At 72.6% G+C, this 17,964-nt stretch carries 18 protein-coding genes and 1 pseudogene; 11 read left to right on the top strand and 8 right to left on the bottom strand.

Annotated features, from left to right (window positions below; all coding sequences use genetic code 11):
• Nucleotides 1-35 precede the first annotated feature (35 nt).
• Both FNH09_RS10135 and FNH09_RS10130 read left to right on the top strand, forming a co-directional pair.
• Nucleotides 36-614 carry a TetR/AcrR family transcriptional regulator gene (locus tag FNH09_RS10135; RefSeq protein ID WP_152886418.1) on the top strand — a complete coding sequence of 193 codons (579 nt, stop codon included), beginning with the start codon at nucleotides 36-38 and terminating at the stop codon, nucleotides 612-614.
• 190 nt (nucleotides 615-804) lie between these two features.
• Nucleotides 805-1,560 (top strand): UTRA domain-containing protein, encoded by a 756-nt coding sequence (locus FNH09_RS10130; RefSeq protein ID WP_162468344.1) that lies wholly within the window; start codon nucleotides 805-807, stop codon nucleotides 1,558-1,560.
• Nucleotides 1,561-1,594: 34 nt separating this feature from the next.
• On the opposite strand, the gene FNH09_RS10125 is transcribed toward FNH09_RS10130, so the two are convergent.
• Genes FNH09_RS10125 through FNH09_RS10115 form a run of 3 tightly spaced genes read right to left on the bottom strand, consistent with a single transcriptional unit; the run spans nucleotide 1,595 to nucleotide 4,172 of the window.
• Nucleotides 1,595-2,281 carry a 3-oxoacid CoA-transferase subunit B gene (locus tag FNH09_RS10125; RefSeq protein WP_152886417.1) on the bottom strand — a complete coding sequence of 229 codons (687 nt, stop codon included), beginning with the start codon at nucleotides 2,279-2,281 and terminating at the stop codon, nucleotides 1,595-1,597.
• The gene (locus FNH09_RS10120; protein ID WP_152886416.1) at nucleotides 2,278-2,973 is read right to left on the bottom strand and encodes a 3-oxoacid CoA-transferase subunit A; all 696 of its coding nucleotides are present in this window, start codon (nucleotides 2,971-2,973) and stop codon (nucleotides 2,278-2,280) included. The genes FNH09_RS10125 and FNH09_RS10120 overlap by 4 nt, the downstream gene beginning before the upstream one ends.
• A complete protein-coding gene (locus tag FNH09_RS10115) occupies nucleotides 2,970-4,172 on the bottom strand; it encodes an acetyl-CoA C-acyltransferase (protein ID WP_162468343.1) in 1,203 nt (400 codons plus the stop codon). Before FNH09_RS10115 ends, FNH09_RS10120 begins: the two co-directional genes overlap by 4 nt.
• Nucleotides 4,173-4,242: 70 nt before the next feature.
• Between FNH09_RS10115 and FNH09_RS10110 the strand changes: the two genes are divergently transcribed.
• From FNH09_RS10110 to FNH09_RS10075, 8 genes and pseudogenes are all read left to right on the top strand, one after another.
• Nucleotides 4,243-5,178, top strand: a complete 936-nt coding sequence (locus FNH09_RS10110) for a LysR substrate-binding domain-containing protein (protein WP_152886414.1) — start codon at nucleotides 4,243-4,245, stop codon at nucleotides 5,176-5,178.
• Nucleotides 5,179-5,371: 193 nt separating this feature from the next.
• A complete protein-coding gene (locus FNH09_RS10105; RefSeq protein WP_162468342.1) occupies nucleotides 5,372-6,496 on the top strand; it encodes a TIGR03364 family FAD-dependent oxidoreductase in 1,125 nt (374 codons plus the stop codon).
• Nucleotides 6,497-6,501: 5 nt separating this feature from the next.
• Nucleotides 6,502-7,245 (top strand): HAD family hydrolase, encoded by a 744-nt coding sequence (locus FNH09_RS10100; protein ID WP_152886412.1) that lies wholly within the window; start codon nucleotides 6,502-6,504, stop codon nucleotides 7,243-7,245.
• The gene (locus FNH09_RS10095) at nucleotides 7,245-8,291 is read left to right on the top strand and encodes an ABC transporter ATP-binding protein (RefSeq protein WP_152886411.1); all 1,047 of its coding nucleotides are present in this window, start codon (nucleotides 7,245-7,247) and stop codon (nucleotides 8,289-8,291) included. The genes FNH09_RS10100 and FNH09_RS10095 overlap by 1 nt, the downstream gene beginning before the upstream one ends.
• Before the next feature lie 43 nt (nucleotides 8,292-8,334).
• The gene (locus FNH09_RS10090) at nucleotides 8,335-9,201 is read left to right on the top strand and encodes a 2-aminoethylphosphonate ABC transporter permease subunit (RefSeq protein WP_152886443.1); all 867 of its coding nucleotides are present in this window, start codon (nucleotides 8,335-8,337) and stop codon (nucleotides 9,199-9,201) included.
• Complete coding sequence (locus FNH09_RS10085) at nucleotides 9,188-9,985, top strand: ABC transporter permease subunit (protein WP_162468341.1); 798 nt, start codon at nucleotides 9,188-9,190, stop codon at nucleotides 9,983-9,985. The genes FNH09_RS10090 and FNH09_RS10085 overlap by 14 nt, the downstream gene beginning before the upstream one ends.
• 44 nt (nucleotides 9,986-10,029) lie before the next feature.
• Nucleotides 10,030-11,085, top strand: a complete 1,056-nt coding sequence (locus FNH09_RS10080) for a 2-aminoethylphosphonate ABC transporter substrate-binding protein (RefSeq protein WP_152886410.1) — start codon at nucleotides 10,030-10,032, stop codon at nucleotides 11,083-11,085.
• A gap of 100 nt (nucleotides 11,086-11,185) precedes the next feature.
• Nucleotides 11,186-12,430 (top strand): annotated as a pseudogene (locus FNH09_RS10075) (alkaline phosphatase family protein); the annotation flags it as partial.
• 43 nt (nucleotides 12,431-12,473) lie between these two features.
• Here FNH09_RS10075 and FNH09_RS10070 read toward each other — a convergent pair.
• The 3 genes from FNH09_RS10070 to FNH09_RS10060 form a co-directional block, all read right to left on the bottom strand.
• Nucleotides 12,474-13,208: a M24 family metallopeptidase gene (locus FNH09_RS10070; protein ID WP_152886442.1), complete on the bottom strand. Its 735-nt coding sequence runs from the start codon at nucleotides 13,206-13,208 to the stop codon at nucleotides 12,474-12,476.
• Nucleotides 13,209-13,330: 122 nt separating this feature from the next.
• The gene (locus FNH09_RS10065) at nucleotides 13,331-14,506 is read right to left on the bottom strand and encodes a M48 family metallopeptidase (RefSeq protein ID WP_152886409.1); all 1,176 of its coding nucleotides are present in this window, start codon (nucleotides 14,504-14,506) and stop codon (nucleotides 13,331-13,333) included.
• Nucleotides 14,507-14,638: 132 nt separating this feature from the next.
• Nucleotides 14,639-15,016, bottom strand: a complete 378-nt coding sequence (locus FNH09_RS10060; RefSeq protein ID WP_152886408.1) for a winged helix-turn-helix transcriptional regulator — start codon at nucleotides 15,014-15,016, stop codon at nucleotides 14,639-14,641.
• A gap of 107 nt (nucleotides 15,017-15,123) precedes the next feature.
• Between FNH09_RS10060 and FNH09_RS10055 the strand changes: the two genes are divergently transcribed.
• The gene (locus tag FNH09_RS10055; protein WP_152886441.1) at nucleotides 15,124-15,489 is read left to right on the top strand and encodes a DoxX family protein; all 366 of its coding nucleotides are present in this window, start codon (nucleotides 15,124-15,126) and stop codon (nucleotides 15,487-15,489) included.
• Nucleotides 15,490-15,515: 26 nt separating this feature from the next.
• On the opposite strand, the gene FNH09_RS10050 is transcribed toward FNH09_RS10055, so the two are convergent.
• Complete coding sequence (locus tag FNH09_RS10050) at nucleotides 15,516-17,408, bottom strand: pentapeptide repeat-containing protein (RefSeq protein ID WP_152886407.1); 1,893 nt, start codon at nucleotides 17,406-17,408, stop codon at nucleotides 15,516-15,518.
• A gap of 71 nt (nucleotides 17,409-17,479) precedes the next feature.
• The coding region (locus FNH09_RS47035; RefSeq protein ID WP_152886406.1) for a P-loop NTPase family protein at nucleotides 17,480-17,964 on the bottom strand (485 nt) is incomplete at its 5' end.

Raw genomic sequence — 17,964 nt, 5'->3', positions numbered from 1 at the left:
TGATGTCAGTCGCTGTCATCGCGTAGAATCCGGCCATGGGTAGATGGGAGCCGGACGCGCGCGGACGCCTGGCCAAGGCCGCGTTGGAGCTCTACGGCGAGCGCGGCTACGAACAGACGACGGTGGCCGAGATCGCCAGGCGCGCCGGGCTCACCGAGCGCACCTTCTTCCGGCACTACGCCGACAAGCGCGAGGTGCTCTTCGGCGGCCCGCCGCCCTCGTTGCAGGACCTGTTCGTACGGGCGATCGTCGAGGCCCCGCCGGCCACCACGCCGATCGACGCGCTGGCGCTGGGACTGGACGCGGCCAGCGAGATGTTCGTCGACCGCCGCGACTTCGCGCGCAAGCGCCAGGCCGTGATCACGGCGAACGCGGAACTCCAGGAGCGCGAACTGATCAAACTCGCCTCGATGTCGGCCGCGCTCGCCGACGCCCTGCGCGCACGCGGCGTCCCGGAGCCCGCCGCGAGCCTGACCGCCGAGGCGGGTGTCGCCGTCTTCAAGGTCGGCTTCGAGCGCTGGGTCGCGCCGGGCGAGCAGCGCGAGATGGCGCCGCTGATGAGGGAGTCGCTGGACGCGCTCAAGGCCGTGACAGCGGGCGGTCAGGCTCCCTGACGGACCCGGCCGTACGTCCCGCGCTCCGGGCCGCCCGCCGCACACTCCGGGCCGCCCCCTGCGCGGGCGACCGCCGGATCACCGGCCCGCGGTACGGGTCCCACCCCGCGGAACCGCCGTACACGCGCCGCCGTACGCCCGGAGCGCAGGTGTCGTCGAGCCGGGTCCGCGCGTCTGCGACGATCTCCGCGTGGACTACCCGAACGACCAGGCCCCCGGCGCCCCCGTCCGCTCCGGTATTCCGGAGCACGGGCGCATTCCGAAGTACTACGCGGTGAAGGCGGAGATCGCCGTGCTCGTCGACGGACTCGGGGAGGGCAGCCTCATCCCCACCGAGCGCGATCTCTCCGAACGGTACGACGTCGCCCGCGAGACCGTCCGGCAGGCGCTGCGCGAACTGGTGCTGGAGGGGAAGCTGCGCCGGCAGGGCCGGGGCACCGTGGTCGCGGGGCCCAAACTGGAGCAGCCGCTGTCGCTGGCAAGCTACACCGAGGGCGTACGCCGCCAGGGGCGCACCCCCGGCCGTAGGCTCGTCGGCCTGGACCGCTTCCCCTGCCCCGACGCGCTGGCCGCCGAGACCGGGCTGACCCGGGGCGAGCCCGTCTGGCATCTGGAGCGTGTGCTGCTGGCCGACGACGAACGGGTCGGCCTGGAGAGCACCTACGTCGCCGTGGCCATCGCGCCCCGCCTCGACAGCGACTTCGAGCCCGACTCCTCCTTCTACGCCTATCTCCACGACCAGGGCATCGTGTTCGGCGACGCGGACGAGCGCATCGAGACCGTGCTGGCCACCCCGCGCGAGGCGCTGCTGATCGGCACCCCGCCCGCGCTGCCGATGTTGCTGATCCACCGCGTCTCACGGGACACCCGGGGGCGCCCGCTGGAGCGGGTCCGCAGCCTGTACCGCGGGGACCGGTTCTCCTTCACGGCACATCTGAAGGAATGAGTTCACCCGGCGGGGTGGCCGCGCCGGGCCGCCGTCATCCGTGGGGCGGGACGATCCCGTCGAGCCGCGCCGCCAGGTCGGCCGCCGTGCTCCCCCATGTCTCCCGCAGGCGCGCGCCGTCCGGGGTGATGTCGAAGGTGGCGTGGTCGGTGTAGACCCGGCTGACGCAGCGCAGACCGGTCAGCGGGTAGGTGCAGGACGGGACCAGCTTGGGGGCGCCGGTCTTGGTGAAGAGCGTCATCATCACGAGGACCTCCTTCGCGCCGATGGCGAGGTCCATGGCGCCGCCGACGGCGGGGATGTCGTCGGGATTGCCGGTGTGCCAGTTGGCGAGGTCGCCGTCGGTGCTCACCTGGAAGGCGCCGAGCACACAGACGTCGAGGTGACCGCCGCGCATCATCGCGAAGGAGTCGGCGTGGTGGAAGTACGCCGCGCCCGGCAGTTCGGTGACGGGCACCTTGCCCGCGTTGGTGAGGTCCGGGTCGATCTCGTCGCCGACGGCGGCCGGGCCCATGTTCAGCATGCCGTTCTCGGTGTGCAGGACGACCCCGCGCTCCGCCGGCAGATGGTCGGCGATCCTGGTGGGCTGTCCGATGCCGAGGTTGACGTAGGAGCCGTCGGGGATGTCACGGGCGATGACGGCGGCGAGCTCGTCCGTGGACAGCGGCCCCCGGTCGAGGTGCTCGACCACTGCGGTCGTGGCGGGTGTCGAGGTGCTCATCGTGCCCCCTGGACGGTGTAGTGGCGGGACTCGACCCGGACGATCCGGTCGATGTAGATGGACGGCGTGACGACGGTCTCCGGATCGATCTCCCCGACCGCGACGACCTCGCCGACCTGCACGATCGTGGTGGTGGCGGCGGTGGCCATGACGGGCCCGAAGTTGCGGGCGGTCTTGCGGTAGACCAGGTTGCCCATCGGGTCGGACCGGTGCGCGGAGACGAGCGCGTAGTCGCCCTTGATCGGGTACTCCAGTACATGGGTGCGGCCGTCGATGACACGGGTCTCCTTGCCCTCGGCCAGCGTCGTGCCGGCTCCGGTCGGGCAGAAGAACGCGCCGATGCCCGCCCCGGCCGCGCGCATCCGCTCCGCCAGGTTGCCCTGCGGCACCACCTCGAGCTCGATCTTCCCGGCCCGGTAGAGCCCGTCGAAGACATAGGAGTCGGACTGCCGCGGGAACGAGCAGACGACCTTTCGTACCCGGCCGGCCTTCAGCAGCGCGGCGAGGCCGACCTCGCCGTTGCCGGCGTTGTTGGACACCACGGTGAGGTCCTTCGCCCCCTGGCGGATGAGGGCGTCGAGGAGGTCGAACGGCATGCCGGCGAAGCCGAACCCGCCGACCAGGACGGTGGAGCCGTCCTCGATACCCGCGACCGCCTCGTCGCAGGTCTCCAGCACCTGTGCGCGGCTCATGCTCCCGCCTCCGTGTTCTCCAGGTTTTCGAGTACGACGGCCAGGCCCTGGCCCACGCCGATGCAGATCGCCGCGACGCCGTACCGCTCGCCGCGCTCGCGCAGCACCGCGGCGAGGGAGCCCAGGACACGGCCGCCGGAGGCGCCCAGCGGGTGCCCGAGCGCGATCGCGCCGCCCTTCTGGTTGACCAGCTCGGGGTCGCGCAGCCCGTCCTTCAGCCAGGCGTCGACACAGGCCAGCGACTGCACGGCGAACGCCTCGTTGAGCTCCACCGCGCCGACCTGGTCCCAGCCGATGCCCGCCCGGCGCAGCGCCTGGGCGGCCGCCGCGACCGGGGCGTAGCCGAAGTCCTGCGGGTCGAGCGCGCTCGCGCCGCGGCCGGCGATCCGGGCGAGCGGCTCACGGCCGATCGCGCCTGCGGCCTCCGCGCTGCCGAGCAGGACCGCCGAGGCACCGTCCGACAGCGGCGAGGAGTTGCCTGCGGTGATCGTGCCCTGCGGGCGGAACGACGGCTTGAGCCCGGCGAGCACCTCCGGCGTCGTCGTGGGCCGGATGCCCTCGTCGCGGGCCAGCCCCTCGACCGGTGTGACGAGGTCGTCGTAGAAGCCGCTCTCCCAGGCCTGGTGGGCGAGGCGGTGCGAGCGGGCGGCGAACGCGTCCTGGCGCTCGCGGCCGACGCCGAACCGCTCCTGGAGCTGCTCGTTGCACTCGCCGAGCGAGACGGTCCACTCCTTCGGCATGCGCGGGTTGACCAGCCGCCAGCCGAGCGTGGTCGAGACCGCGGTCACATCCCCCGCGGGGAAGCCCCTGGCGGGCTTGGGCAGCACCCAGGGCGCCCGGGTCATCGACTCCACGCCACCGACCAGGACGATGTCGGCGTCGCCGGTCTCGATGGCGCGTGACCCGATGAGGGCGGCGTCGAGCGAAGAGCCGCACAGCCGGTTGACGGTCGTGCCCGGCACGCTGGTGGGCAGGCCCGCCAGCAGCGCGGCCATCCGGCCGACGTTGCGGTTGTCCTCCCCGGCGCCGTTGGCGTTGCCCAGGACGACCTCGTCGATCGCTGCCGGGTCGAGGTCGGGGGTCCTGGCGAGGAGTCCGGTGATCGCGGTGGCGGCCAGGTCGTCGGGGCGTATGCCGGCCAGCGCGCCGTTGAACTTTCCGAACGGCGTGCGGGTCGCGGCGTAGAGGTATGCACTCACGTTGCCACCGTAGGCGCGGCTGTCGATAGGGTGAAGTATCAATATGGCGAGCGATTGAGAGGTGTGCGATATGGATCTTCGCCACCTGCGGTACTACGTCGCGGTCGCCGAGGAGCGCCATTTCGGCCGGGCCGCCGAGCGGCTGCACATGGCGCAGCCTCCGCTGTCGCAGGCGATCCGCCGGCTGGAGACCGAGCTCGGGGTCCAGTTGCTGGACCGCACCACCCGCCGGGTGGACCTCACCGAGGCCGGCCGCGCCTACCTGGAGCGCGCGCGGGCGATCCTGGCGGAGGTCGACGAGGCGGCCGACCTGGCCCGCCGGGTCGCGGCCGGTGTCGTGGGGCGTCTCGCGATCGGCTGCGTGGGGTCGGCGACGTACAGCCTGCTGCCCACGCTCTCCCGGCACCTGGCCGCGGAGCTGCCCGGGGTCGACTTCTCCTTCCGCGGCGAGATGCTCGCACCGGACCAGGCGGAGGGGCTGCGCACGGGCGCCATCGATGTCGCCCTGCTGCGCCCGCCGGCCGCGGATCCCTCCCTCGTCGTGCGCCTGCTGCGCCGCGACCGGCTGGTGGTGGCGCTGCCGGCCGACCACGCCCTCGCGGGGCGGCCGCGGGTGCGGGCCGCGGACCTCGCAGGCACCGACCTGATCGTGCACTCGGCGGACCGCCGCTCCGTGATGTACGACGTCGTCCTGCGGGTGCTGCGCGACGCCGGGGTGGAGCCCCGGATCCGGCACGAGGTCGGGGAGACCTCGACGCTGATCACCCTGGTGGCGGGCGGGCTCGGGGCGGCCGTCGCGCCCGAGCCGGTGACGGCCCTGACCCTGCCGGGGGTGGTGTATCTGCCCCTGGTCCAGCCGGTCACCACCGTCGAGCTGGCCGTCGCGCACCGCGCCGACCGGTCCGAACCTCATCTGCTGCGGACGGTCGAGGTGATCCGGCAGATGTTCCACCCGCCGGTCGGCACCGGGCAGGCCGACACGGACGCGCCGCCGGCGGCCGGCTGACCTGGCGTCCCGCCTTTCCCACCCTTCCCGCCTTTCCCGTCTTTCCCGCCTTTATCTCCGCTCATCCAGCCGTGCCCGATCCCCTCGATTGTCACGGACCGATAACGGGTCTAGCCCAATAGTGATGCCTCGTTCACGCTCTCGTTGGGAGCCGGACCTTTCCGGTTCCCGGACCGGGAGGAGCGTGAGCGACGTGAGAGTGACAGTCGTCGGAGGCGGCGTGGTCGGCACCATGCACGCCTGGCAAGCAGTTCAGCGCGGCCATGAGGTCGTACAGATCGAGCGAGAGAAGGAGGCCCGAGGCGCATCGCTGCGCAACTTCGGTCAGATCTGGGTCAGTGGCAGAGCCGGTGGTGAGGAGCTCGACACCGCGCTGCGCGCACGGGAGCTGTGGGAGGAGATCGGTGCCCGCGTGCCCGCCCTGGGCTTCCGGCCCAACGGCTCCCTGACCCCCGTCCGGGGGGACCTCGAACTCGCCGTCGCCGAGGCCGCGGTGGCCCGCGCGGACGCCGCGGCCCGCGGCTACAAGCTGCTGACCCCGGACGAGGCGCGCGCCCTGAACCCCGCCCTGCGCGGCGAGTTCACCGCGGCCCTGTACTGCGAGCGCGACGCGGCCGTCGAGCCGCGCACGGCCCAACTGGCCTTGCGCGCCCAGCTGCTGAAGTCCCCCGCGTACCGGTTCCTGCCCGGCCGCGAGGTCCGGGAGGTGACCGGCGCGGCCACCGTCCGCGACGACCACGGGGACGTCCACCGCGCCGACGCGGTCGTCCTGTGCACCGGCGCATGGCTCGGCGGTCTGGTCCGCGAACTCGCCGGCCCCGAACTGCCCGTGCGCCGCGTCCGGTTGCAGATGATGCAGACCGACCCGCTGGGCGAGCCGCTGACCACCTCGGTCGCCGACGCCGACAGCTTCCGCTACTACCCGGCGTACGCGTCACCGGCCCTGGACCGGCTCGACGCCGGGCAGCCGCAGCCGAGGACGGCCGCCGAGCACCGGATGCAGCTCCTGATGGTGCAGCGCGCCGACGGCGGACTGACCATCGGCGACACCCACGAGTACGAACACCCCTTCGCCTTCGACACCGTCGAGGACCCCTACGACCACCTCACCGGGGTCGTCGAGTCCCTCCTCGGCCGCCCGCTGCCGAAGATCCGGCGCCGCTGGGCCGGGGTGTACGCGCAGTGCACCGACACCCGACGGGTCGTGCACCGACAGCAGGTACGCGACGGCGTCTGGCTGGTCACCGGGCCCGGCGGGCGCGGCATGACCTGCTCGCCCGCCATCGCCGAGACGACCGCCGACGAACTGGGCTGGTGACACCGATGACCCACACGCACGACCCGCGCCCCGCGGCCGGCCCGCACCGGACGCCCTCCGCCCCCGACGGGATCCGTCTCGTCGTCCTCGACATGGCCGGCACCACCGTCGCCGACGGCGGCCTCGTGGAGCGTGCCTTCGAGGCCGCCGCCGCGGAACTCGGCGTCGTACCCGGCAGCGCCGACCACGCCGTCAAACTCGCCCATGTGCGCGCCACCATGGGCGAGTCCAAGATCTCCGTGTTCCGCCATCTGTTCGGCACCGAGGACCTGGCCCGGCGCGCCAACTCCACCTTCGAGAAGGCGTACGGCGAGCTGGTCGCCGAGGGGCTCACCGAGCCCGTGCCGGGCGCCCGCGAGGCCATCGAAGAGCTGCGCGAGGACGGCCGTACCGTCGTGCTGACCACCGGATTCGCCCGGGTCACCCAGGACGCCATCCTCGACGCCCTCGGCTGGCGCGGCCTGGTGCCGCTCACCCTCGGCCCGGCCGACGCGGGCGGCCGCGGACGCCCCTTCCCGGACATGGTGCTGGAGGCGTTCGTCCGGACCAAGGCGGCCGACGACGTGCGCCAGGTGGCGGTCGTCGGCGACACGTCGTACGACATGCTGAGCGGCGTACGGGCCGGGGCGGGCGTGGTCGCCGGGGTGCTGACCGGCGCGCGCGGGGAGGACGAACTGCGTGCCGCCGGCGCCACGCAGGTGCTCCCCTCGGTCGCCGGTCTGCCCGCCCTGCTGCGCGGAGTGGCCTGATGGGCATCCGCTTCGACGGCGTCACCGTCGCCTACGACGGGAACGTCGTCCTCGACCACCTCGACCTGAGCGTCGGCACGGGCGAGGTGATGGCCCTGCTCGGGCCGTCCGGGTCCGGCAAGACCACCGCGCTGCGGGCGGTCGCCGGGTTCGTACGGCCCGCCGCCGGGCGGGTGTACCTCGGCGACCGTGACGTCACCGACCTGCCGCCGTACCGGCGGGGCATCGGGATGGTCGTCCAGCAGTACGCGCTCTTCCCGCATCTGCGGGTGGAGGACAACGTGGCCTTCGGTCTGAAGGCCCGCCGGGTCGCCAAGCCGGAGATCAGGGCCCGGGTCGCCGAGGCCCTGGAGATGACCGGCATGGCCGCCTACGCCCGCCGTCACCCGCGCGAGCTGTCCGGCGGCCAGCAGCAACGCGTTGCGATCGCACGGGCGTTGGCCATCCGGCCGGGCGTACTGCTCCTGGACGAGCCGCTGTCCGCCCTGGACGCCCGGCTGCGCTCCGACATGCTCGGCGAACTGGCACGACTGCACCGCGAGTTGCCCGACGTCACGATCCTCTACGTCACCCACGACCAGGTCGAGGCGCTGACCCTAGCCGACCGGATCGCGGTGATGAACGAGGCGCGGGTGCAGGCCTGCGGAACACCGAGGGAGCTGTACCGGGCGCCCGCCAACGCGTTCACGGCCTCCTTCGTGGGCAACGCCAACCTGCTGCCGGTGACGGTCGCCCGGGACGGGGTCGTCTTCGCGGGCGCCGAGCTGAGGACCGCCGCGGCCGGCGCTCCCGCGGGGGCCCGGGCCACGCTGTGCATACGGCCGCACCTGGTCGGGCTCGGCGACGGCCCGAACCGGCTGGAGGGCACCGTCACGGAGATCCAGTGGCGGGGCGCCACGAGCCGGCTGTACGTCGACGTCCGGGGCCATCGGGTCATGGCGGACCTGGGCGAACTGCGCGAGCCGCCCGCCCACGGCGAGACGGTCGACCTGCACTTCGCCCCGCAGGACGCGGTGCTGCTCACCGCCGGAGTCACCGATGACTAGGGCGCCGGCGGCCGGGCAGATCGAACCGCGGGCCGGGCAGCTCATGCCGCAGGCCGAACAGTTCGAGCCGCGGGCCGGACGGCTCAGGTCGCGGGCCGGACGGCTGCTGTGGGCGCTGCCCCCCGTCGCCCTGCTCGCCGTCTTCTTCCTCCACCCCCTCTACCTGGTCGTCCAGCAGTCCTTCCGGCCGGACACCGGTGGCACCTCGCTCCGGCCGTACGCCGACGTCCTCGCCTCCACCGCCTTCCGCGAGGCCCTGTGGACGACCGTCTGGCTGGCGATGGCGTCCACCGCCGGATGCCTGGTCCTCGGGTTCGTCCTCGCCCTGGTCATCGCGTTCGTGCCGTTCCCCGGCGCGAAGACGGTCGCCCGGTTCGTCGACGTCTTCCTGTCCTTCCCGTCCTTCCTGATCACCCTGGCCCTGCTGTTCGTCTACGGCACGGTGGGCATGGCCAACGGAGCATGGACGGACGTCACCGGGGCCGCCGAGGGACCGTTCCGGTTCCTCACCACGCCCTGGGGTGTGCTGCTGGCCGAGGTCACGTACTTCACGCCGTTCGTGATGCGGCCGCTGCTGGCCGCCTTCTCGCAGCTGGACACCGCCCAACTGGAGGCGGCGAGTTCGCTGGGCGCCCGCGCGCCGCGCATCGTCCGGCAGGTGATCCTGCCCGAGGCGCTGCCCGCGCTCGCGGCCGGCGGGAGCCTCGTCCTCGTGCTGTGCCTGAACGAGTTCGGCATCGTGCTGTTCACCGGGGCCAAGGGCGTCACGACCCTCCCGATGCTCGTGTACAGCAAGGCGATCCTGGAGTCCGACTACCCGGGCGCCTGTGTGATCGCCGTCGTCAACGTCCTGATCTCCGTGGGGCTGTACGGCCTCTACCGGGTGGTGAGCCGTCGTGCTGGTGCATAGCCGCGCGGGGAGGCGGGCCGTCCAGGTCCTGTTCCTCGTCCTCTTCGTCCCCCTGTTCGCCGTGCCGCTGCTGGTGGTGCTGGCCGCCTCGTTCGCCACCCACTGGTCAGGCGTCCTGCCCTCCGGGCCCACGGTCGCGCACTACCGGGCCGCCGGCCGCGGCGAGGCCCTCCAGGCCCTGACCACCAGCCTGGTCACGGCGCTCACGGCGAGCCTGGTCGCGCTGACCGTCGGCACCTGGGCGGCGCTCGCGGCGGCCGCGCTGCCCCGGCGCTGGCGCCGGGTGCTCGACGCGCTGTTCGTGCTGCCCGTCGCCGTGCCGTCGGTGGTCGTGGGCCTCGCCGTCCTGGTCGCCTTCTCGCAGCCGCCGATGCTCCTCAACGGCACCCGCTGGATCGTGATCGCCGCTCACACCGTGCTGGTCACCGCCTTCGCCCATCAGTCGGTGTCCGCCGCGGTCGTCCGCCTCGACCCGGCGTACGAACAGGCCGCCGCCTCCCTCGGCGCCACCCCCGGCCAGGTCCTGTGGCGGGTCAGACTGCCGCTGCTGCTGCCGTCCCTCACCGCGGCGGCCGGCCTCTGCTTCGCCCTGTCCATGGGCGAGTTGAGCGCCACGATGATGCTCTATCCGCCCGACTGGACACCGCTTCCGGTCCTGATCTACGCGGCCACCGACCGCGGCGCCCTGTTCGCCGGCTCCGCGCTCGCCGTGGTCCTCATGACGGCGACCCTGCTGGTCCTGCTCGTCGTCTCCCGCCTGCGCACCAAGGCCTCCTACCGCTGACCGCTTCGGCAACCACCTTTCCCGTGCAAGGAGTTCATCCCGTCATGCCCAGAAACACCCTCAAGCTCGCGATCGCGCTCTCCCTGCTCGCCGCTCCGGCGCTCTCCGCCTGCGGCGGCTCCTCCGCCGCCTCCGACGAGAAGGCCGTCACCGTCTACAGCGCCGACGGCCTCAAGGGCGAGAACGGCGACGGCTGGTACGACCAGGTCTTCAAGGACTTCGAGAAGCAGACCGGCATCAAGGTCAAGTACGTCGAGGGCGGCTCCGGCGAGATGGTGCAGCGCGCCCTGCGGGAGAAGAGCAACCCGCAGGCCGACGTGCTCGTCACCCTCCCGCCGTTCATCCAGCAGGCCGACGGCAAGGGCCTGCTTCAGAAGTACGCCCCGCAGGGCGTCGACCAGGTCGACGCCGCGGACAAGGCGGCCGACGGCACCTGGACCTCGGTCGTCAACAACTACTTCGGCTTCGTCTACAACAAGAAGGAGCTGAAGCAGGCCCCCACCACCTGGCAGGAGCTGCTGGACGGCAAGTACCGCGACAAGCTCCAGTACTCCACCCCCGGCGTCGCCGGCGACGGAACCGCCGTACTGATCAAGGCGATCCACGACTTCGGCGGCAAGGACGCGGCCCTGGCCTACCTGAAGAAGCTCCAGGCCAACAACGTCGGTCCGTCCGCCTCCACCGGCAAGCTCGCGCCCAAGGTCGACAAGGGCGAACTGCTGGTCGCCAACGGCGATGTGCAGATGAACCACGCCCAGTCCAAGACCATGCCGAACCTCGGCATCTGGTTCCCGGCCCCGCAGGGCGGCAGGCCCACCACCTTCGCCCTGCCCTACGCGGCCGGCCTGGTGACCAAGGCCCCGCACGGCGACAACGGCCGCAAGCTCCTCGACTACCTGCTCAGCCGGACGGCACAGCAGCAGGTCAGCGAGATCGGCGGCGGCTTCGCGGCCCGCAAGGACGTCAAGGCCACCGACGCCGAGGCCGTCGCCCTGGCCCAGATCATGACCGGCGTCGAGGTCTTCGAACCCGACTGGAGCGACATCGACCGGAACCTCACCGCGTACGTCGACGCCTGGAAGTCCGCCACCGGGAGCTGACCTCCCGGCCGACACCCGCCGTACGGGCGACGCCCCCGGTTCCACCGCGGGCGTCGCCCCGCCCGCACGACCCCGTCTCCCGTCCCTTCCGGAGGTACTCGTGTCGTCCCACCTGTCCCGCCGCACCCTCCTGTTGTCCGCCGCCACCCTCGCCGCCTCGGCCGGTCCGCTCGCCGCCGTCGCCCGCGCCGCGGCCACCACCCCAAAGGTCCTGGTCATCGGGCTCGACGGCGCCCTGCTGACCCGGATCAAGGACGCCGACGCCCCGAACCTCGCTGCCCTGATGGCCGCCGGCCTGACGGCGCCCAGCAGCATCTACGCCAACCCCCTCGCGCCGACCCTGTCCGGCCCCGGCTGGTCGACGCTGATCACCGGCGTCTGGCCGGACAAGCACAACGTCAAGGACAACGCCTTCACCGGCGCGCGCTTCACCCAGTACCCCGACTTCCTCACCCGCGCCGAGACGGCGAAGCCCTCCCTCACGACGTACGCCGTGTCCTCCTGGGCACCGATCACCGACACCGTCTTCTCCGGCACGGTCGACACCCGGGTCTCCACTCCCGGCGCCGAGTACGACACCGGCACCACCTCCCGCGCGGTCGCCCGGCTCCGGGACGGCAACCCCGACGCGGTCTTCGTCCAGCTCGACAACATCGACCACGCGGGCCACAGTTACGGCGCCGCCTCCGCGCAGTACCTGGCGGCCATCGCCGGGGCCGACGCCCAGGTGGGCCAGATGGTGGCGGCCGTCCGGTCCCGTGCGACCTACGCCGCCGAGAGCTGGCTGATCATGATCACCGCCGACCACGGCCACACCGACGCCGGCGGCCACGGCGGCTCCACCCCGCCGGAACGCCAGACCTTCCTGATCGCCACCGGCCCCACCCTGACCCCCGGTTCGGTCCGCTCCGACGTGAAGATGCCGGACGTCGCCGCCTCCGCGCTGGCCCACCTCGGCATCGCGCTCGACCCCGCCTGGGACCTGGACGGCCGCCCCGTCCAGCAGCCGGCCCCGGACGACTTCGACGCGCTGCGCCCGCAGTTGCAGACCCGCGCCGACGAAACCGGCATCCCCACGAGCGTCCTGGGCTTCACCCACACCCCGCCCGCGGGCTGGTCGGTCGACAACTCCGCGATGGGCGGCGGTGGGGTCGCCGAGTGGCGCGGCTGGTCCTTCACCACCGACGAGTTCTGGACCCGCTCCCAGACCGACCAGAACCGCGAGTGCAACGTGCGCGCCCGGAACGTCTTCGCCGTCGCGGACGGCGACGAGTGGAGCGACAAGGCGGTGTCCGGAAGCTTCGACTCGACCATCGACTCGGGCACCTTCACTGTGCTGGAGGGCCCCGTCGGCCGGTGCGGCACCCGGGGCGAGGCCGCGCACCCTCTCAGCCCAGGTCGAGCAGCTCCTCGTAGAAGCCGCCGAAGCCGCGCTCGCGGTCGACCAGGTGGATCTCCAGGATCCAGTGGCACACGCGCCCGGCGCGGTCGGGGCGCCGCAGCGGGGTGTCGTTGCCGGGAGCGACGTACGACTCGATGTCGGCGCCGTCGATCTTCTCGTGCGGGAACTCCCCCACCGGGTGTCCGGCGTGCCAGCCGCCCAGTTCCCAGCCGCGCCCGGCGGCCAGCCTGCCCACCTCCGCGTGCAGCCGGGCTCCGGTGATCCCCGGATCGGCCTCGAAGGCGCGGCGCCCGGCGGCGAACACCTCGGGCAGGTCGGCGCGGAGCCGGTGCTTGACGGGGTCGTCGCCGAGCACGAACGTACGGCCGAAGTCGGCCTCCCACTCCTCGAAGATCGGCCCGAAGTCGGCGAAGGCGATGTCGTCCCGGCCGATGATCCGGTCCGGGGGATTCTCCTTGTACGGGTGCAGGGTGTTGGGTCCGGAGCGCACGATCCGCTTGTGCCAGTGCCTGGTCGGGCCGAACATCTCGTTCGCCAGGTCGCGGATCCGGTCGCTGACCGCCTTCTCCCCCTCGCCCGGCGCGACCAGCCCCCGCTTCTCGATCTCGGCGAACAGTTCGGCGGCCTTGGCCTGGGCGTCCAACAGGCTCCGCGCCCGCCCGCCCTCGTCCGTCACGGTCCCGTCCGTCACGGTCCCGTCCGTCACGCCCTCGCCCGTCATGTTGTCCCCCGTCATGCTCTCCCCCTCGTGCGGACCGACAGCTGCACGACCACGACCGTACCCGGCGGTGCGCGCCCCCACCCCGCCCCGCACGCGATCCGGCCTGATCACGCCGCACGCGTTCACGGTGTCAGTGGGACGCCATCACGCATGACCTTGCGCGTCAGCACTTGCCGGGGCAGCCGGAGTTCGTCGTCGATGCGGTCGCGGTCGAGCTCGTCGAGCGTGATGGCCGCGCTGTGTCTCGGGACGCGGGCCAGTCGTGCCATCCGCAGGGGTTCGGACGGCAGGCCGGCAGCGCCGACCACCGTCACGCCGCCCTCGGGCTCGGTGGCCTCGTCACCCGCCCGTTGTGCGCGCAGACTCTCGGAGTACCGGGCGACCTTGTCCCAGAATTCCTCCTGCGCGGCCGACGTGGAGCGGTCGCCCGTGAGCGTCCGGGTCGCGATGACCAGACGATGTACTTCGATGCCGACCGCGCGGGCCGACCGGCGGTCCTGCAATGCGTCGATGGCCGCTTCGGTGGAGGCCATACGAGCGGCCAGGTCGTCCGCGTCGAACTGCGCACGGCGGGCGGCCGGTTCGGTGAGCCACAGCAGCAGGCGGGCCGTCCAGGCCGCCGCCGCCCCCGGGATCCGCACCAACCACGCGCCCTTCCGGGTCCGGGCGTCGAACCGCGACGCGGCCCCTGCCACATCGTCCGCGCGCCAGGCATACACGTCGACACTCGACGAGGCGTCTGCGCTGTCACCGGCTCTCATCGTCCGGGCCATGGCTTCGAGGGACTCCAGTGCGACACCGACGAACGCGCTGCTTCGGAGATCGCGACCGGAGAGACTCCCCAGAGCATGGGCGAGGGCCGCGATCGGCTTCCCGGTGGGGTGGGCGGTCCAGAGAGGGAGACCGAGGACCAGGCACCGCTTGCGGCGTATCCCGTAGTGGGTGACGGTCACGGAGAATTCCGGACCGAGCTGGATCGCGTCGACGCGTCGCACCCCGGCCACGTCCGCCATGCGATCCACCAGAGCGAACAGGACCGGGGCGTCCGCGTGCCTCAGCGTGGGCAGTTCGGCGTCCAGCCTGCCGGGGCGCGGGCGCAGCGACAGGGCCACGCCCAGCATCAGCGCGCCCAACACGGGCTGGACGACCGTGCGGAGCCCGAGCACGATCAACAGCACGCCACCGATGAACAGTCCCGCCGTGACGAGATGGACCACGGCGGCGACCGCGTACGCGGCGGCCGTCGCATACCTGATCGGAGCCGGACTGTCGGGTGGAATCGGCCGGGCACTGTCCATGGGTCCCCCTTCGGCGATGAGCGCTCGATGTCGCTCAGGCATGCGTCGAGCCGACCAGTACGGCGGCCGACCGGCAAGCGGTCTGAGCAACATCTGAGCTATGGGCCGTTCCCCCGGACAGCCGGGCCGCGATCAGCCGTCCCGGTCACCGTGGGCGGCCCGGCTGGCCTCGATCTCCGCGATGTGCTCGATCGCCCAGCCGGCCAGCGCGAGCGCCGGCGGGATGAGGCTCTGCCCGGTGGGGGTCAGCGCGTACTCGACACGCGGCGGGACCTCCGCGTACGCCGTGCGCGAGACCAGGCCGTCCCGTACCAGGTTGCGCAGGGTCAGCATCAGCATCCGCTGCGAGATCCCCGGGATCTGCCGCTGGAGGTCGGTGAAGCGCAGGCGCCCCTGTTCCAGGGTCACCACGATCAGCAGCGTCCACTTGTCGCAGATCCGGTCGAGCACGGCACGGATCGTCCGCCCGCCGTCTCCACGGATCATGCACGTGTGCTCGTACTCCGACATGACAGCTCCCTGTGCGTGACGCACATCCGTGTGCCTTTTGTAAGCCTCTCGGCAGTCACCCATGATGAGGCGCCTCGGACCAGGTACTTACCACGCAAGGGGTCATGATGGGCATCGCCTACTGGATCGTCGCCGCGCTGCTGGCGGTGTTCTATCTCTACGCCGGAGGCAAGAAGGTCCTCCAGAGCCAGGAGCGGCTGCGGCCGATGATGGGCTGGGTCGACCGGGTCCCGATGCCGGCCGTCAGGCTGATCGGGACGCTGGAGATCCTCGGCGCCGCGGGTCTGATACTGCCGCCGCTGACCGGGATCGCGCCCTGGCTCGCCGTCGCCGCGGCGATCGGGCTCGTCCTCGTCCAGTGCGGCGGCATCGTGCTCCATGTCTCGCGCGGCGAGGCCCGGTTGATCGGGCTCAACATCGCACTGCTGGTGGCCGCGGCGGCCGGTGCCTGGCTGGCGGCGGTACGGCTCTGACGTACCCGCGGTCGTCCTGCGCGGACTCAGGTCCTGCGCAGCACTCGGCTCGCTCCGGCGGCGACCGTGGTCGCCAGCAACCACCCGCTGCCGACGAGGACGAGTGCCGCCCACTGCATGGCGCCGGACGGGCTGAACACGCGTTCCTGGCCGAGGTCGACGAGCGGGAGCAGCAGATCGAGGGTGTAGATCACCGGCTGGAAGGCCGGATGCGGTCCGTCGACCACGGCCTGCGGGGGCCAGGTCGCGAACAGTGTCGAGCCGACGGCCAGGAGTCCGGCCAGCAGCCACACGGCGCGCAGCGGGCGGTATCCGAAGCCCACGGTCGCGTCCTGGAGGAGGCTCCACAGCCGGGCGGGCACCCCGAGGGTGGCGCGCAGGGCCCGCTGCTTGGCGACCAGCACGGCCCGTGCGTCGGCGTCCTGGCCGTGGCGCTGGTAGACGGCGGCGAGTTGCTCGTACGGCTGGGGGGTGAAGGCGTTCGGGTCGCGGCGCAGCAGGGGCAGGCGGCGCGCGGCCGGCAGGGCGGGGCTGATGTCGTCGTAGACGGCGCCGTCCACGACGAGGGAGGCCGGCCAGGTGGCGGGCTCGTCCTGGAGCAGCACCGTCCGGACGCGGCTGAGGTCGACGATGCCCGCGGGGGTGTCCCGCGGCTCCAGTCGCAGCACGGCCGCGGTGGCGCCGCGGCAGGTGAGGGCCTCCTCCTCGGGCGCGGTGTCGAGCAGCGCGCCGGCGAGGCACAGGGTGCTGCGGATCGTGGCGTTGTTGAGGCGGATGCCGCCGTGGGCCGTGAAGCCGTCGCAGAGGTTCACCACTCCGCCGACTTCGACGCCGTTGGCCCGCAGCGCGGTCCTGCCGTTGTCCGGGGCGGTCAGTTCGGCGGCCTCCAGCCGGATCGAACCGCCGATGCGCGCGTCGCACAGGTCGATGGTGCCGTGCGCGGTCGTCCCGCCCCGGCAGTCGAGGTCGCCGCCGATATGGGTGCGGCCTGCCGTGAGCACGGTGCCCTCGGGAAAGTTCAGCCGGGCGCCCTCCAGGACGACGCTGCCGCGTATCGAGGTGTCGGCGAGGGTGACCGGGCCGTCGACGACCAGTCCGCCGTCCGCCTGGATGTCGCCGCCGATCTGCGCGCAGCCCAGATGGAGTGCGTGGCGTCCCGGGCCCGCGCCGGGGCCGGTGAGGGTGGCGTCGGACAGCTCCACCGTCGCGCCGACCGAGGCCCCGCACAGGTTGACCATGCCGGCGCAGGAGAAGCCGCGCCCGAGGTACAGGCCGCCGCCGACGGTGATCTCGGACATCTGGAGACAGCCGTCCGGGCCGCCTATGACCGCGCCGCGGAAGACGAGCGTGTCCTGGATCCGTGCGTTGTTCAGATGCACCGGGCCGGTGCAGTCCAGGCCCGGGGCCCACATGTACTCGTCCACGGCGACGCTCTGGGCAGTGACCGCGGCCTCGCCCGGCGCGGGGCGGATCGTGGTGTCCTGGAGCGAGAGCACCGTACCGACAGTGAGGGAGCGGAGGTCCAGGGTGCCGTCCACGGTGCACTTGTCGACCTTGAACTCCTGGGCGACACGGGCGCTGTGGGCCCGCAGACCGGGCAGCCGGCACTCGCCGAGCTCGAACGCCTCCAGCTGCGCGCCCTCCAGCCGCGGTGCTTCGTCGAACCGGCAGCGCCGCATGCGGACGGTGCCGCGCACGGTGGCCTCCGACAGGTCCAGTCGTCCTCGTACGTGCACGCCGCGCAGCCGCAGCCGGGCCAGCTGACCGGGCACGGGGGGCGGTGGGGAGAGCAGCAGCATCCGCACGGCGGCGCCGCGCACCTCGGGTACGCCGACGCACCACTCCCCCCGCCGGTACGCCTGCCACATACGGCGCTCGCCGGCGTCCCAGTCGGCCGGCGCGTCGTCATGGTCCGCCACGGAAGTCCCCCTCCTCGTTCACCGGGACGAGCCGGCTCCGGGCAGCAGCGTGCGCTGTCGCGCGCCGGTTTTCAACGGCCGAGCGCGTCGGCCCAGGCGGTGGTCTCGTCGGGGTGGCGGAGGCGGACCGTGTGGAGCGGGGCGAAGCGGGGGTCGCGGGTACGCAGGCCGATCTCCCGGTGCCGGGCGGTGTGTTGGGACCACGACCACCAGACCGGGTGTTCCCTGCTGAGCCAGCCCCGCCAGTCCTCCCGGTTGCCGCCGAAGAGGGATTCGCGGGTGACGGTGCGCCGCAGCGACCGGCGCAGGACGCGGGGCATGACGACCCGCCTGGGATAGTCCAGCCAGATCACGGTGTCGGCCCGCTCCCACAGCAGGTCGCGGACTTCCGAGGCGCCGATCGAGTCGACGATCCAGCGCGGCCGCGCGGTCAGCCGCGACACCTCCTGGACCAGCCGCCCGTTCACCGCCCACCCCGGACCGTCGTAGTACAACGCGTCCATCTCGTGGTAGTCCAGGCCCAGTTGCCCGCCCAGCATCCGGGCCAGCGTGGACT

The sequence above is a fragment of the Streptomyces adustus genome, from assembly GCF_009377175.1.
Lineage (GTDB): Bacteria > Actinomycetota > Actinomycetes > Streptomycetales > Streptomycetaceae > Streptomyces > Streptomyces adustus.
The sequence above is the reverse complement of the archived record's forward strand: the minus strand, read 5'-3'. Positions and strand labels throughout refer to the sequence as shown.

Bases quoted from the DNA above. Each gene is read 5' to 3' on its own strand.
- FNH09_RS10135 (WP_152886418.1), top strand. From the start codon at position 36: ATGGGTAGATGGGAGCCGGACGCGCGCGGACGCCTGGCCAAGGCCGCG.
- FNH09_RS10125 (WP_152886417.1), bottom strand. From the start codon at position 2,281: ATGAGCACCTCGACACCCGCCACGACCGCAGTGGTCGAGCACCTCGAC.
- FNH09_RS10120 (WP_152886416.1), bottom strand. From the start codon at position 2,973: ATGAGCCGCGCACAGGTGCTGGAGACCTGCGACGAGGCGGTCGCGGGT.
- FNH09_RS10110 (WP_152886414.1), top strand. From the start codon at position 4,243: ATGGATCTTCGCCACCTGCGGTACTACGTCGCGGTCGCCGAGGAGCGC.
- FNH09_RS10100 (WP_152886412.1), top strand. From the start codon at position 6,502: ATGACCCACACGCACGACCCGCGCCCCGCGGCCGGCCCGCACCGGACG.
- FNH09_RS10095 (WP_152886411.1), top strand. From the start codon at position 7,245: ATGGGCATCCGCTTCGACGGCGTCACCGTCGCCTACGACGGGAACGTC.
- FNH09_RS10090 (WP_152886443.1), top strand. From the start codon at position 8,335: ATGCCGCAGGCCGAACAGTTCGAGCCGCGGGCCGGACGGCTCAGGTCG.
- FNH09_RS10080 (WP_152886410.1), top strand. From the start codon at position 10,030: ATGCCCAGAAACACCCTCAAGCTCGCGATCGCGCTCTCCCTGCTCGCC.
- FNH09_RS10070 (WP_152886442.1), bottom strand. From the start codon at position 13,208: ATGACGGGCGAGGGCGTGACGGACGGGACCGTGACGGACGGGACCGTG.
- FNH09_RS10065 (WP_152886409.1), bottom strand. From the start codon at position 14,506: ATGGACAGTGCCCGGCCGATTCCACCCGACAGTCCGGCTCCGATCAGG.
- FNH09_RS10060 (WP_152886408.1), bottom strand. From the start codon at position 15,016: ATGTCGGAGTACGAGCACACGTGCATGATCCGTGGAGACGGCGGGCGG.
- FNH09_RS10055 (WP_152886441.1), top strand. From the start codon at position 15,124: ATGGGCATCGCCTACTGGATCGTCGCCGCGCTGCTGGCGGTGTTCTAT.